We start from the raw sequence: 13930 nt of genomic DNA, 5'->3' as shown, positions 1-13930 counted from the left end.
GGCATTCTTAACCTAACAAAGAATGTAGGCACTTTAAGCTGCTATGCGTATTCATGCCCAATGATTCCTAGCTTAAACCACAAGAATGAATGACTGTAGGCTTACTTTATGGGGCAGACGTCTCCTTATGGTCAATATTTGGCTTACTAATGCCGTTTTCTGTTAAGTTGCTATAAATTCGGTAAGGGGTGACTTACAATAGTGACAACGACTTACCTTTTTTGAGAACACGATATTGAGCGCCAAATATTCTTATTTAGCTTGGCAAGTGAATACTTCTAGCCCTGCAGAAAAGCTGGTTTTATTGATGCTTGCAGACGGTGCTGACGAATTCGGCTACACCAATGTGTGCCTACAAACAGCAGGTCAACTTTGTGCTCTCTCTACGTTTGGTTTAGCCGACTGTCTTAAGTGTTTAGTCGACCAAGGTTTTCTCGATAAGGTAAAAGTAGATTATCGGGATAAAAAAGAGATTCACGTTTTCAAAATGCTCATTGAGCAAGAGCAAACTGCGGCGCACGTTGAGGTTCAACCGACCAATAGTATTCCGGTCTACTCTACGGCACCTGCACCTGCACCTGCACCTGCACCTGCACCTGCACCTGCACCTAAGTTTCAGCCTGCTCCGGCACCAATGCAACACATGCAGCAGGCCCCTCGCCCACAAGGTCGAGGCTCAATGAACAGCAACACCGTCTCTACTCATGATCTCAACGAAGAAGAGATACCATCATGGGCAGAACGTGCGTTTAAATTCTCCGGTTTGACCGGTGACCATAGTTTAGTATGGAAGAAATTTGTCCTCTGGTATAAAGCCAAAGCCAATGAATTAATGCCATTATCTCGGATTGAATCCAAGCTGCAGTACTGGCTAGTTAACGAGAAGCAAAATGAAAGACAACAACAGCAGAAGACCTCTCAATATTCAGGAAATGCAGGACAAGCTCAAGGAAATGGGTATAGACAAAAGCTTAGCCCATCTGAACGCTTCAGGCAGCAGCTCATTCAAAAAGGCAAAAAGCCAACCTTCTGAGCCAGCTCAACCTGTTGTACCTGACGCTACAGGTCCATTAGTACCTGAAGTGATTGAAGCGCAAAGTACCGAAGTGAAAGTAGCGGCTGCACAAGCTGCGGATTCTGGTGCGTCTCAACAAGTACCTGTTGTTGATCAAGATCCTGCAGAGCTGGAACTAACCGATTGGTGTATTCACGTGTTCGGCTCTTTCTTGAGCGTGTACGAAACGCAGTGGGAATATCAGTACGGTAGTGAGCCAAGCGGTAAGTTCATTGAGTTTGCCAACTCTGTTGATTCAGACGGCCTTAACCGCGTTTTAATGCACTGCCACGAACGTATTCAGCTTGGCAACAGCTGGCCGCCGCAAATGGGTGAGCTGTGGATCCTGAAAGATTCTTTAACTGAAGAAGAGTTGCTGGATAGCCGTATCCGTGTGTTGTCTCGCACCGCTGCCAACAAAATTGAAAAATGGCTGATTCAGAACAAACTGTATGACTTGAAGCGTACGGCTGAAAACAAGCTGGATGGTCTGTTTAAGAAGTACTACTTGGAAGCAAAACGTTTAGATGAGAAAGGCCTGCTGGAAACGGAGTTGCCGCAATTCCTGCTTGCCGCTAACTCAGTGAAAAACCTAAACGATTTAAAACGTGAAGAGTACGAAAGCCAGCACGGTAAAGCGATTAACCCAAGAATTCAGCGTATTCTGAACAGTAAAAAATAACCATCCGCTTGCTATCTGTTATAAGAAAACAGAGTAGCGATTACACGGTTAACAGATACAAAAATGCCAGCTATCAAGCTGGCATTTTTTATGAATTCTAACGAACTCTTTAACGACTATCCGACCGTTATTTACGATCGCCTTACTGATTAATTACAGTAGGTGGATAGTTGCGTTTAGAGAGAAAACGCCAGAGTCGTCATCTTTCATTTTGAAGTTTTGGTAGCTAGCGCCTACAGATAGTGGACCAAAGATAAAGTATTCAGCGCCTACAGCGTACATTACGTCTACATCGTCTTGCTTGAAGTTATCGCCTTTCACTTCGTATGAGTGAAGACCACCCTTCGCGTATACGTGAAGAGGACCGAAGTCGATGCTTGGTTTGATCGCTAGGTAAGCAGTGCTTACGTCAACACCTTGTTTAGCACGGTTGCCGTAGCTAACGTTGTCGAAAGAACCTAGATCCCAGTAACCCGCTTCAACACCGATTAGTGGAAGGATACCTGTACCTACGTGGATGCCCACCGCGTTTTCATCTTCACCAGCGAATGAGTTTTGACCACCCATTACACCGCCGTACAACCAAGAGTCAGCCATTGCTGTTGAAGATGCACCTAGTAGTGCTAGTGCCAATAACGTTTTTTTCATATTCGACCTTTTTCGTCCTAGTGGCAGGCCTTGAGTGGTAATAAATTGCCACCAAGTCGCCCTGTATGTAATAACTATTCAATTAGTAATGCAATAAGCAAGATTTATACCCAAACCTTGCCATTGCGTCTAGCTTTATTCCTTTAGCAAGCATCAATCGCGTTTTTAACACGCTTATCTGATACTGGGTAAGGCGTACCGAGCTGCTGTGCGAAGAAGCTTACACGAAGCTCTTCTATCATCCAACGCACCTCTTTTACATTTTCTGGAACCGCGATCCCTTTTGGAATTTTATTCAGCAGTTCTTTGTAATCATTCATTACTGACTCAACTTTGATCATGTGAAGACGATCTTTGTTCGGGTCAATTGGCAGTTTTTCCATGCGGCGTTCAATCGCTCTCATATAGCGTAGAATATCCGGCAAGCGTTTCCACCCACATTCTGTGGCAAAACCCTTAAAAATCAAACCTTCTACTTGAGCTTTTATGTCAGAAAGTGCGAATGCCATAGAAAGATCCACGCGTCCTTTCAGCTTTTTACTGATGCTGAATGCCGTGGTTAGGATGGTTTCAACCTGTTGAGCAATCTCTACTACGGTATCACCCAGCTCTGCACGTACGTGTTCTTTCATAGCTTCAAACTGCTCTGGTTCCCAAACCAAACCGCCCTTCTCTTCAATCAGCTTATCAATACCACAAGCGATACAGTCATCGATAAGATCGAGTACCTGTCCGTATGGGTTGAAGTACAAGCCAAGTTTCGATTTGTTCGGCAGGTTCGAGTGCAAGTATTTGATCGGTGATGGCACGTTCAACAAGATTAAACGACGCTGACCCGATTTCATTGCCGAGATTTGCTCTTGCTCGGTTTCGAACAGTTTGATCTCTACGCTGTCTTTAGAATCCACCAGCGCTGGGAAGGCTTTAACATCGTAGCCGCCGCGTTTCTGCTGATACACTTTTGGTAACTCACCAAAGCTCCAGGTATGCAGGTTCTGTTGTTCAATATCGTCGTCAGCAACCTTAGAAAGCGTTTCTTGAACCTTGTCTTTCAGACTTTCTTTTAGCTCATGCAGGTTTTTCTGTTCTTTCAGCTTACGCTTGCGATGATCTACAGCGCGGAATGTTACCTTTAAGTGCTCTGGAATCTGGTCTAACTTCCAGTCATCACGTACCACTTCCACACCCGTCATGCGGCGTAGCTCTTTCTCAAGAGAATCCAGTAACGGTGCTTCAAGCGGTGTCACACGTGCCAAGAATGCATCTGCGTAGTTTGGCGCAGGTACAAAGTTACGGCGTAGCGTTTTAGGTAACGACTTAATCAAGCTAATTACTAGCTCTTGACGTAGACCCGGGATCTGCCAATCAAAACCGTTCTGGTCGATCTGGTTCAAGATAGGCAGCGGAATGTGTACCGTTACACCATCGTTATCGTCGCCCGGCTCAAATTGGTAACTCAGCTTGAGCTTGATACCGTTTTGGTGCCAGAAGTTCGGGTAATCCAGATCGGTAACGTGGCTAGCATCACCGCGGAACAGCATCGATTTTTCAAAGTTAAGCAGCTCAGGGGTTTTCTGACTGGTCTTCTTCCACCATGTATCAAAGTGACGGCCAGAAACCGCCTCTTCACCAACACGCTGGTCATAGAAATCGAACAGTTCATCATCGTCGATCAAGATGTCACGACGACGCGATTTATGCTCTAGCTCTTCGACTTCTTGTAGAAGCTTACGGTTCTGCTTGAAGAAAGCGTGTTTGGTTTCCCACTCACCTTCTACTAATGCACTACGTACAAACAACTCACGGCTGACGGTGGCATCAATCGCGCCGTAGTTCACAAGGCGCTTAGGTACGATTGGGATTCCGTAAAGCATCACTTTTTCGTGTGCCATTACCGCTGCTTGTTTCTTCGACCAATGTGGTTCGCTGTAACTGCGTTTAATCAGGTGTTTCGCTAGCGGTTCAATCCATTCAGGTTGAATCTTCGCGATAACACGGCCCCAAAGTTTTGAGGTTTCTACCAGCTCCGCAGACATGATCCACTTAGGCTGTTTCTTAAATAGGCCAGACGCAGGGAAGATGTGGAAGCGTGCATTACGTGCACCTTGATACTCATTCTTCTCTTGGTCTTTCATACCGATGTGCGAAAGCAGACCTGATAGCAGTGACATGTGAATGCCATCGTAGCTGCCCGGTTCTGTATTCAACTTAGTATCTAGCTCACGCATTGCTTGGTGAATTTGGAAGTACACATCTTGCCATTCACGGATACGTAAATAGTTGAGGTAATCTTGCTTACACTGTTTGCGGAACTGGTTACTCGACAATGCTTTTTGCTGCTGCTTGATGTAATCCCATAAGTTCACAAACGTGATGAAGTCAGACTCTTTATCGAAGAAACGCTTGTGCTTGTCATCAGACGATTGTTGCTTATCTGATGGACGCTCACGCGGATCTTGAATCGACAACGCAGACGCGATCACCATCACTTCGTGTAGGCATCGGTTACGTGGCGCTTCAATTACCATACGCGCTAAACGTGGATCGATAGGCAGTTTTGCCAGCTTACGACCAATCGCGGTTAGCTTCTTCTTGTCGTCGCCGTGGTTCTTGTTTTTGTTCGCTGACGGTTCAACGGTGGCGATCGCACCAAGCTCTTCAAGCAGCCTTACACCGTCTTGAATGTTGCGCTTATCGGGCGCTTCAACAAATGGGAACGCTTGAATATCGCCTAGGCCTAGCGCTGTCATCTGAAGGATAACCGATGCTAGGTTAGTACGAAGAATCTCTGGGTCAGTAAACTCTGGGCGTGACTCGAAATCTTCCTCAGAGTACAAACGAATACAGATACCTTCTGCAACACGACCACAACGACCTTTACGCTGGTTTGCACTCGCTTGAGACACTGGCTCAATCGGTAGACGTTGTACTTTAGTACGGTAGCTGTAGCGGCTGATACGCGCCGTACCCGGGTCGATAACATACTTGATGCCCGGTACGGTTAACGAGGTTTCTGCCACGTTAGTTGCCAGCACGATGCGTCGACCAGTATGAGACTGGAAGATACGGTTCTGCTCACCCGCCGATAGACGCGCGTAAAGCGGAACAATTTCAGTATCGCGAAGGTTACGTTTACTCAATGCATCTGCGGTATCACGAATTTCTCGCTCACCGTTCATGAAGATCAAGATATCGCCAAGGCCTTCATCACACAGCTCATCAACGGCTTCAAAGATGCCTTCGATTTGGTCGCGGTCTGAATCACTTTCATCACCACCTAATGGGCGGTAACGCGTATCAACTGGGTAAGTACGACCAGACACTTCAATGATCGGTGCATTGTTAAAGTGCTTAGAGAAACGCTCTGGATCGATGGTTGCCGACGTGATGATCACTTTCAGATCAGGACGCTTTGGCAGTAACTCTTTCAGGTAACCCATGATGAAATCGATGTTCAGGCTACGTTCGTGCGCTTCATCGATGATGATGGTGTCGTACTGATTTAAGAATCGGTCGTGTTGAATTTCCGCCAGTAGAATACCGTCGGTCATCAATTTGATTTGGGTGTTGTCAGAAATTTGGTCGTTGAATCGAACCTTATAACCAACAAACTCACCCAGCTGCGTTTCCATCTCTTCAGCAATACGGTTCGCAACCGAACGTGCCGCAAGACGACGAGGCTGAGTGTGACCAATTAAGCCAAAGCGGCCGCGGCCAAGCTCAGAACAGATTTTCGGTAACTGAGTGGTTTTACCCGAACCCGTTTCACCCGCCACGATAACCACTTGGTTTTCAGCGATGGCTTTCGCGATGTCTTCGCGCTTTTGGCTAACCGGGAGAATTTCTGGGTATTCAATCGTTGGTTTCTGTGCCGCACGCTGAGTTGCCGTCATCATCGACTTAGCAATGTCTAACGCAATCTCATCAAAGACAGCGTGCTTAGCTTGTTCGTTCTTAATTTTGCTCGCACCAGCAATTCGCTTACTCAAACGGAAGCGATCGCGCATCATACATTCGTTGAGCGCTTTACGAAGAGAGGCTGGGCTATTCTGAGATGATTTGTTGTTTGTCGCTGATTGATCAGCTTTTTTGGTATTTGATTGTTCAGCAGACTTTTTCGATGCCGCTTGGTTTGGCTTGGCTTTGCTCTGTGAAGAACTTGGCTGTGCTGCATTCTTGTTGTTATCTGCTTTTTCCGGAGACGAAGTCAAAGCGTGTCCTATTCTTGTACTTATTAAACTCGCGCGATTATATCACAAGTCTCAAACAAAAAAGCCTGACAGCAAAGGGAAAACCTTTAGCTATCAGGCTGATTAATCTCGCTAACACTCGCAGGAGCTATGAAAGCGCGGTCAAATGTAAGTCGTACTTAGTCAACTCTGGTTTAAAGCTAACGTTAAAAACTGCGCTTAAAACTCATATTGGAAGTAAACCGTGTTGTAGTTACTACCGCCTTTGATACGACCATACTGAGAGGATTTTTCAAAGATTGCAGAACGGTGATGCAATGAATAACCGAACCATAAGTTGTTCAAGTCATTCTTGCCAATCAAGTCGCCAACGTTGACATCGAATGAGAAGTCTAAGTAGTTCAATAGATGGCTTGCGGTGTAACCTTTACGGTCCATCTCAGAGCCTTCGATATAGGTAATCGAATCGATGTAAGACATACCTTCTGCCACACCAAAACGCCACTGAGTTGGCCAATCAAAGGTGTAGTACGCCTTGATTGCGATAATGTATTCGGTGCTGCTTGATTGAACGTCTGAGCTCCAGTGGTGGGCAATACCTGGGGTCAAATAGATATCCAATGGCAAGCCGAAGATCTCATCAGTTAATGGGTGTCCATAGAAGAACGAGGTCAACTGGTTGTTGTATTCGTCTTTCTCTCGATTGAACTTCATGATGTCGCCAATATTGGATGGCGTTCCCCAGCCGTGTGCGACACGTAAGTACGGCGCATTGCTCAGTTTAGGTTTTGGCGCTTTCTCTTTGTCGTTAAAGAAACCAAAGCCAAGGTACAATTCCCCCTGATAACGGTCTTCAACAATCGAAGAATCGTAAGCGTTATCGTCCAATCGAGTCACACTGGTTGAACCCAATAAGTACAAGTTAGAAACCACATGGTAACGCGTTTCAACACCAACATTTAAGTCAACACCAGCACCAATGGTTTCATTAGATGCGGAGTAATACTCACTGTTGAAATCAGCACTTTTATAACGCAGCGTCGCGCTCGGGTAAAACTCCCAATCTCCAGTTTCATACTTGGCTTTAGCTCGTAAGTTACCGTGGAAGTTGTATTCACTGTCGCTCATTAACTCCGTCTCGACAGACCAAGAATCATCAAGTTGGTAGGTCAGTTGAGCACCAAAGTCCGCCGTATCGCCTTCAATCGCGTTCTGCTCAGATGCAGGAATATCAATAAAGCGCATGCGAGAGATAGCATTGAAAGACCACTTCTCATCGTCAGTTTGATAGAGGTATGCCCCCATCTCAGTACCGTCAATAAACACATAATCGTTCTTGAAAAACAGCATCGGTACGAATGAGCTAACCGATTGGTCGCCACCAGACGTGTCATAAGGGATGCTTGCTGTACGGAACATTGCAGCGATGCCCCACTCTTGCTCTTCAGCGGCCCACGCATTAGCACTTACGAAAATGCCACTTAGGAAAGCGCTACCTAGTAAAACCAATCCAGATGAAGGAAGAGTCGGTAAATATTTGAGCTTCATTCTTGTGTAATTACTCTTTGAAAAAATATTGTGTTACTGATTAGACATTTATTAACCATGACGGCTAACTATTTTTAGGTTTGCTCGGCATTGACCGTTACAATGTAGAATATTCTCGGTTAAATGAAAGTATTGTGAAAGTCTCCGAATTACAAAACATTATAGATCACTTACCCAAAGATTCCGATCCAGATATTGTTATGGGTGAGGCGTGGTTGCCTGAGCGTTTGGTGGATACCAACCTAGACGGTGACATGCTATTTCTTGAATTCGATAATGCCCCTGAAGACAATCAAGGGGATGAAGAAGGCCGTGGCTTTGTTGAGCACGAGATTGCTATGATTCGAGAAAAGCTCGAACTGTTATTAGACGAGCCTTCCGATACCAAGACCAAAGCCGATGCCCTTTTGGCAATATTTCTAATGGGCCATGAACTTTCTAGCTCAGAAGTTATCGAAGTTCTTGAATCAACAGAATCTGAAATGGCAGAGCCTGAGATTGCAGAGTTTAAAACAACAGAATCTGACTCAGTAGAACTTGAAGCATCAACGCTTGAAACCACAAAGCCAGACACAAATAAGATCGAAACAAAAGAACACCACGACGACTAGCCACCAACGATTTTAGGTACCGTATTGAAACCCTCTACGACATCATCTCTTCCCCTGTTACTCGCCGGACCCATTTTAAGAAAAACCACCGCGACTGAAGTGGTACTTTGGTTAGCCACCAGCTCGCCTCTTACAGGCAGAGCCGAGCTTCATACTCAAGAAATAGACGATTCTGAAGCAGCACAAGACCAGCCGTTTTATACCTCATCGCTTGAAGAACATGATTCGATTCAAATCGGTACACATGCGTGGATAACGCTAATTCGCTTACAAGGTGAGTTTCCGACTAATACGCTGCTTGAATATGACATTCACACAGAGTCAGGTTCACTAAAAGAGCTCGCCCCTCACCTTGTTTACAACGGTAAATCTCGCGTTGAGTTTAAGATATCGACCTCAGCTGATTACATTCTTCATGGCTCTTGCCGCAACCCGCATCATCCAAGCAAAGACAGCCTAGTTGCAGCCGATAACAAGATGGCCGATCAAACCGTCGCTGAAAGACCCGACATGCTGATGATGAGCGGCGATCAGATCTACGCCGACCATGTGGCAGGCCCAACACTTGATGCTATTCAACAAGTGATTCACCTGCTTGGCCTTGTAGGCGAAAGCTTACCGACTGACTCGCAAATTAAACAAATCAACAACAGTGACGCTCTGTATAACAGTGAATACCACTTATACCAGCGTCATCACTATTTGCCGCACCACACAGCTTCAGAATCGATGATCGATAAGTTATTCCCGAACCGTGGCGTGCCGATTTTTAGCTCTACCGATTGTGAAAACCACTTGGTCACGCTGTCTGAGTTTATCGCGATGTACTTATTGGTTTGGTCTCCGACACTGTGGCAATGCGTCAATCGAGAGCGTTTAATTGAGAATAACTTCACTCAAGGTGGACGCCAATTAACACCGACTGAGCAGCAACAGTGGCGTGATGAAAACGTCATCATGGATGATTTCATTGCAGGCTTACCGCAAGTGCAGCGTCTGTTCGCTCATATTCCGACTTACATGATCTTCGATGATCACGATGTTACCGATGATTGGAACCTTACCGTGGGTTGGGAACATGCTGTCGACCAAAACCAGTTCGCCACTCAAGTCATTGGTAACGGCCTCGCGGCTTACTGGATGTGTCAGGGTTGGGGTAACAAACCGGAGAGCTTCGACGAAACGTTTATCGAGCAAGCAAAACAGCTTTTTGTCGCTCAACCGCTCATTACTAAACAGCCGCTCATTACTAAACAAGCGCATAATGAAGCCGGCAATGCAGTGACTACTCACTCTGTTAGCAATATCGAGCCAGACAAGCATCAAGCCTTTATTGAAATGCTGAGTCGCTTTGAAGAGTGGCATTACACAATAGATACCTCACCCAAAGTCATTGTGTTGGATACTCGTACGCGTCGTTGGCGTTCAGAGTCACGCATGAACAAGCCTTCAGGTTTAATGGACTGGGAAGCCTTGATTGAGTTTCAACATCAGTTAATGAATCAAGATAAAGTGGTGATCGTTTCTGCTGCACCGATGTTTGGCGTGAAGTTTATTGAAACACTGCAAAAGATGGCGACCACAATCGGCAAGCCATTAGTGATTGACGCTGAAAACTGGATGGCACATCCGGGCAGTGCTAATACGCTGATCAGCATCTTCACCCACACCAAAACACCGACCAACTTCGTGGTACTTTCTGGTGACGTTCACTACTCCTTCGCTTATGACATCAAGCTTAGGTATCGTCGCAACAGCCCGAACATCTATCAAATCACCTGTAGTGGTATTAAAAATCAGTTCCCTGCTCCGCTGCTTAAATTCTGCGATGTATGGGACCGCCTGTTATACAGCCCTCGCTCAGTTTTGAACTACTTCACTAAGCGTAAACGCTTGAAGATCGAAAAGCGAAGCCCAGACAATCAGACCTTCTATCGCCTTTCAAACCGCAGTGCGATTGGAGAATTGAGGCTAGACACTGATGGGAAACCGCAATCGATCACGACACTCAGTGGCGACGGTAAAATTACCCGTTTCCCAGAGCCCGATTGATAAAATGCTCCTTATCGCTCGCGTATCCGTAATGTCAGTTTTTAGTAAAGACGCTTGCGATCACACTCTGTAGACCCAATAGTTATGCTTATGGTTATAGTTGATAGCTATCAGCGTTACGGAACTCGATACAAATTTTAACTGGAGCTCGTTATGTTCAATTCTCTCACATCAATGTTTAAACAATTGATTGAAGGCCAGGACCTAAGCAAAAACCAAGGCACATCACCTAATATCGCCATCGCGAGTTTGTTGTGTGAAGTCGCGGGTGCCGACCATCAGATCAATGAATCAGAAAGAGTCGCTAAGCTACAGCTTCTGCAGCGTTTGCTGGATTTAGATGAAGAACAAGCAAAGGTACTGCTCGCGCAAGCAGAGCCGAAAGTAGAGCAATCAGTATCGCTGTATGACTTTACATCGCAACTCAGAGACCTATCTCAGCCAGTGCGAATCGACTTAATCAAAGCGATGTGGGAAGTAGCGCATGCCGACGGGGAAATTGACCCTATCGAAGATTCTGTGATCCGTAAAACAGCGGAGCTGCTCTACGTTGACCACAGTGACTTTATCAAGACTAAGCTGAACGTACTCGGTAAAAGCTAACCAAAGGCTCTCTACTAGCATTAAGCCTCTGTATTAGCGTAAGCGGTCGCCATGCATGATGCCTTTGAGCTCTAACGGCGTGCCCTTCTTAGTGACATAAAGGCCGCGCTGATTCGATACCAACACACTGCGCTTGCCTTGTGTTTGTTGAATGTATAAATGCTTGATATTGAATGTCTGCTTATCTTGGGCCTGATCCTGGTCTAATTGATAAAGGTAGTAATGATTCCCCCAGCGCAAGAACACACCAAACATTTGCTTGGTTTGAGCGACATTCCCATCCATGTCATAGCCAATGTACTGCATTTTGACTCGACCATTTTCCAATCGGAGCGAGATTCTCTCCCTCCCGACCATCGGGTATTCCGCAGAAAATCGATAGGTACTTTTGGTTGCGAGCCCAGAGATTAAGCCTACATTTAGAATCACAAACAGCGTCAATAAGATAGGCATCCAAAACTTACGATTCATACTTATTGCCCTCGCTCATTGTTATTGTCGACTTCGCAAGAGACAGTTTTAAACTGATGGCTTATCTCTTTCCAATGTCCATTTATCAAGGCGACGGCTTGGATATTTTGACACCCAACACCAATGCGATGCAGGTAGAGTGACTCAACACCGAGCTCTGACACAGTATTCAACTCGGTTAAGAGCTCTTGATCAAAATTCAAACTGTCGTGATAAACATCCATACCGCGATAGCTCGTCTTATCCATAAAAAAAGCAAACTGATAAAACAGCATGAGAAGAAATCCGCTGACTAATATTCCTGAGATACGAGATCGATGACGCGCGACAAAATGCTGCACCTGACGCTGTTTATACGAGTCTGGTTGCTTCGTTAAGGCTGACTCACGTTCATTGTCACCACGCTCAGTACTCGAGCTCTTTGATACTAAGGGTTCTTTAAGCGCTTCAACTCGAGGCGATTCATATTGAGGTACTTCAACTTGAATAGCCGAGGTGGGTGTTGATAGGTAGCCACCAAGCTGTTGAGGTCTGCTAAAACTGTACCCTTCCTTTTGCACCGTTAAGATTTTGCAATCACACTGAAGCGAACCTAATGCTGTACGAATGTTCTTAACTGCAACATTAAGCGAACTGCCCGTCACCACCCTGCCCGGCCAACAATGCTCAAGCAAGAAGTCACGACCCACAGCTTTGGGCTGTTCTTCACTAGGAACTCAAGAATCAAGGCTTCTGAGGGAGACAAAGTCACCCGCTTGTCCAAGTTCGAATCAATGAGTGTGTTGTTAATCATCTCGATACCCGAAGCGTCTAAGATGATTTTTTCAGGGCTACTGGCGTTCATTTCGGCGAGGTGTTCATAAATAAAAAGGTCATCAAAAAGGTGTTTGCTTGGTTATTCTAATGCCAAGCTATACATAGAAAAGAGTGGCGCGAAGTTTAACCAATAATTCAGTCAAATATAAGTTCGACGAGTAACAAGATGAAATAACGACAAGGTGAGTCAGTCACGTAAACTCACTCACCTTTAAACATAGCCAAGGTTTAACTCTAAACTTGCCATGGAATAGACAGGCCTGATCATCGCTTTTTGGTTTGGCTTCTCTTGTGCTATTTGTTTTGGGTGAACTAACGCTACCATCTAGCTCTGCCCAATCAAGGTCGAAACCTGCGATTTAATATTAATTAAAGCGCTTCTGACATTTATTAAGAATTAACATTCTTTTCATTCTGTTTGTGTTGATGTAAAAACCGATACCCACCACCTATTGAACAAGAGAAATACCAGTCAAATGTCTCTTATTACAGATTCAACTTTCCTCACTCAGCATTCGTGAAAACTGAATCCAATTCCCTATCAAATCTCATTATCAGGCCGTCACTTATTCGTTATCGTCAGATTGATTCTCTAATTGAGATGCTGATATACAATTAATTTTAAACCACATCAAAAAATCAAATTTTTCCTTTTTTATCAAAAACATAAAAACTGGCACAGTCATTGCTCTTTAAGTTTTACACGGCCTCAATTAATTACGGAAGATTATGATGATGAAATTAAAAACACTCCTCTTAACATCGCTCACATCAATGTCTCTCATCGCCTGCGGCGGTGGTGGTGGCGGGTCCGGCAGTTCTGGTGGCGGAGGTGGTGCAAGCGGCTCAACTGACAGCGCTGCGAGTCCTGCCGCAACAGCTGCCAATACGACTTTTGTTGATATTGCTGTACCGGACAGTTTTGAGTGGCGTGGAACGGCTTCGCGAACAATGAGCGTCATTGTCGTCAGTAGTTTTTCATACAAAGACGGTGAGCCGGCTCCAATTCGCGGTTCCCACATCATCAAACTATACAGCGTGACCTCAGACCAAACAGATTCTCAAGCCTTCTACTCTGGTATGTCGAACCGCGATGGTGAATTAGTGAGTGACTTTAGCATTCCAACCAACTGGGAAGGATTGGAAATCGTTGCTCAGGTGCGTGGTCAAGAGTGTAGAAGTACTGTTGACCTAGATAACGTCACTACTGATTTGCTAGTTTCTTGCGACATTGTTCTGGATTCTGACTAAGGAT

General features: G+C 45.3%; 11 protein-coding genes. 6 read left to right on the top strand and 5 right to left on the bottom strand.

All coding sequences use genetic code 11. The annotated features are described in order from the left end of the window. The first annotated feature begins 235 nt into the window (after positions 1 to 235). Together AB4161_RS07755 and AB4161_RS07750 are read left to right on the top strand one after the other, a co-directional pair. Entirely contained in the window at positions 236 to 1033 is a 798-nt protein-coding gene (locus tag AB4161_RS07755) for a hypothetical protein (protein ID WP_102427735.1), read from the top strand. Beyond that, on the top strand, positions 954 to 1736 hold the full coding sequence (locus AB4161_RS07750) for a hypothetical protein (RefSeq protein ID WP_372083153.1): 783 nt from the start codon (positions 954 to 956) through the stop codon (positions 1734 to 1736). The genes AB4161_RS07755 and AB4161_RS07750 overlap by 80 nt, the downstream gene beginning before the upstream one ends. A 153-nt stretch (positions 1737 to 1889) precedes the next feature. Here AB4161_RS07750 and AB4161_RS07745 read toward each other — a convergent pair whose 3' ends face one another. The 3 genes from AB4161_RS07745 to AB4161_RS07735 all read right to left on the bottom strand — a co-directional run bounded on the left by AB4161_RS07745 (position 1890) and on the right by AB4161_RS07735 (position 8122). Next, entirely contained in the window at positions 1890 to 2384 is a 495-nt protein-coding gene (locus AB4161_RS07745; RefSeq protein WP_017060444.1) for an outer membrane beta-barrel protein, read from the bottom strand. Positions 2385 to 2527: 143 nt separating this feature from the next. Then, positions 2528 to 6595 (bottom strand): ATP-dependent RNA helicase HrpA, encoded by a 4068-nt coding sequence (gene hrpA / locus AB4161_RS07740; protein WP_372083128.1) that lies wholly within the window; start codon positions 6593 to 6595, stop codon positions 2528 to 2530. 198 nt (positions 6596 to 6793) lie between these two features. Then, positions 6794 to 8122 carry a MipA/OmpV family protein gene (locus AB4161_RS07735; protein WP_372083127.1) on the bottom strand — a complete coding sequence of 443 codons (1329 nt, stop codon included), beginning with the start codon at positions 8120 to 8122 and terminating at the stop codon, positions 6794 to 6796. Positions 8123 to 8202: 80 nt separating this feature from the next. On the opposite strand from AB4161_RS07735, the gene AB4161_RS07730 reads away from it, so the two are divergent. The 3 genes from AB4161_RS07730 to AB4161_RS07720 all read left to right on the top strand — a co-directional run bounded on the left by AB4161_RS07730 (position 8203) and on the right by AB4161_RS07720 (position 11388). Then, positions 8203 to 8733 carry a hypothetical protein gene (locus AB4161_RS07730; RefSeq protein ID WP_029235374.1) on the top strand — a complete coding sequence of 177 codons (531 nt, stop codon included), beginning with the start codon at positions 8203 to 8205 and terminating at the stop codon, positions 8731 to 8733. Between the two features lie 24 nt (positions 8734 to 8757). Beyond that, on the top strand, positions 8758 to 10785 hold the full coding sequence (locus AB4161_RS07725; RefSeq protein WP_136975766.1) for an alkaline phosphatase family protein: 2028 nt from the start codon (positions 8758 to 8760) through the stop codon (positions 10783 to 10785). A 153-nt stretch (positions 10786 to 10938) separates the two neighbouring features. Then, complete coding sequence (locus AB4161_RS07720; protein WP_048609171.1) at positions 10939 to 11388, top strand: TerB family tellurite resistance protein; 450 nt, start codon at positions 10939 to 10941, stop codon at positions 11386 to 11388. Positions 11389 to 11421: 33 nt separating this feature from the next. Here AB4161_RS07720 and AB4161_RS07715 read toward each other — a convergent pair whose 3' ends face one another. Beyond that, positions 11422 to 11859 (bottom strand): hypothetical protein, encoded by a 438-nt coding sequence (locus AB4161_RS07715; protein ID WP_372083126.1) that lies wholly within the window; start codon positions 11857 to 11859, stop codon positions 11422 to 11424. A 2-nt stretch (positions 11860 to 11861) separates the two neighbouring features. Continuing rightward, complete coding sequence (locus AB4161_RS07710) at positions 11862 to 12533, bottom strand: transcriptional regulator (RefSeq protein WP_372083125.1); 672 nt, start codon at positions 12531 to 12533, stop codon at positions 11862 to 11864. Positions 12534 to 13404: 871 nt separating this feature from the next. On the opposite strand from AB4161_RS07710, the gene AB4161_RS07705 reads away from it, so the two are divergent. Further along, positions 13405 to 13926, top strand: coding sequence for a hypothetical protein (locus AB4161_RS07705; RefSeq protein WP_372083124.1), 522 nt, complete (start codon positions 13405 to 13407; stop codon positions 13924 to 13926). Positions 13927 to 13930 lie beyond the last annotated feature (4 nt).

The sequence above is a fragment of the Vibrio sp. 10N.286.51.E5 genome, assembly GCF_041469125.1.
GTDB classification, from domain to species: domain Bacteria; phylum Pseudomonadota; class Gammaproteobacteria; order Enterobacterales; family Vibrionaceae; genus Vibrio; species Vibrio crassostreae_C.
This window is presented reverse-complemented; position numbering and strand designations above follow the sequence as displayed.